Annotated in this window: 2 protein-coding genes; both read right to left on the bottom strand. The window is 59.9% G+C overall.

Annotated elements, in window-relative coordinates; all coding sequences use genetic code 11:
* Positions 1 to 576 (bottom strand): gamma carbonic anhydrase family protein (locus CU102_RS28280; RefSeq protein WP_106714350.1); only part of this gene is annotated, 576 nt, incomplete at its 3' end.
* On the bottom strand, positions 573 to 982 hold a 410-nt coding region (locus CU102_RS28275), incomplete at its 5' end, for a MarR family winged helix-turn-helix transcriptional regulator (RefSeq protein ID WP_106714349.1). The genes CU102_RS28280 and CU102_RS28275, both read right to left, overlap by 4 nt.

Genomic DNA, 982 nt, shown 5'->3' with positions numbered 1-982 from the left:
AACTCCCAGGCGCTCTGAAAGGCCCGTAGTTACCGCCCGCATCAGATGAGGTGTGTCTCGATCGAGACCATAGACGAAACCCGGAAAATCCAACGGTTTCTGTAAAGCCCATATCGCATCGTGTTGATCCGCTGGCAGAATCTCAGCGCGTTGGCCGACAGCAACCCAGCCGATGGGAACGGTCGCACCTTCCTCAAGGCCAGAGCGCAGATGGACGGTCCCGTTGATCCTGACTTCGGCTCCTCGCCCAACAGTCGCCCCATGGAATATGGCGGCTCCCGTGGCGATGAATACCTCATCGCCTATCTTGGCGCCGACCACATGGCTGTTCGGACCGATGAGACAGTGGTCCCCTATCGTGCAGGGATGACGACCCGTCGCACGTACGACCGCGTTCTCCAGCACAATGCAATAGTCACCGATGTGGATAGACCCGCCACCTTCCGCGACGATACGGGCTCCGTGCATTATCCGGCACCCCGCGCCGACCGTCACATCACCGCAAATCGTTGCATCTGCCGCTACCCATGCGTCGGGGTGGATTTTCGGCTTGTGCTCTCCATAACTAATAATCACCGTGTGTCTCCTTGCTGTTCTATCGCGTCTGCTCGCCTGCCGATCGGGCAGACGTCGTGCCCGCAAAGATCATGCTCGCACAGACGGCAGGTGGTACGGGCACGGGCGCGCGACGTGGTCGCACCAGCAAGGATCTGGTCAAGCATGGATTCGAACTGTCTGCGTTCTTTCGGCGCCAGAGCTGAGAGCAATCCATCAAGCGAAGCGAGTCTTTGGTTCTGCAAAAGAACCACGTGCGCATGGCCCGCCTCGGTCAACGATAGGGGCGTTACTCGCCCCACGGGATTTCCTCTGGCAAGGAGGCCCTGCCGCTCCAGTCCATCGATCAGGCGCACCGCAGCCGGCTGGCTCACCCCGACAACCTCTGCGACCTCCGTCGTAGTCAATCCTGGCTTGAAATGCAGCA

Source organism: Phyllobacterium brassicacearum (assembly GCF_003010955.1).
In the GTDB taxonomy this organism is placed as follows: domain Bacteria; phylum Pseudomonadota; class Alphaproteobacteria; order Rhizobiales; family Rhizobiaceae; genus Phyllobacterium; species Phyllobacterium brassicacearum.
The sequence above is the reverse complement of the archived record's forward strand: the minus strand, read 5'-3'. Positions and strand labels throughout refer to the sequence as shown.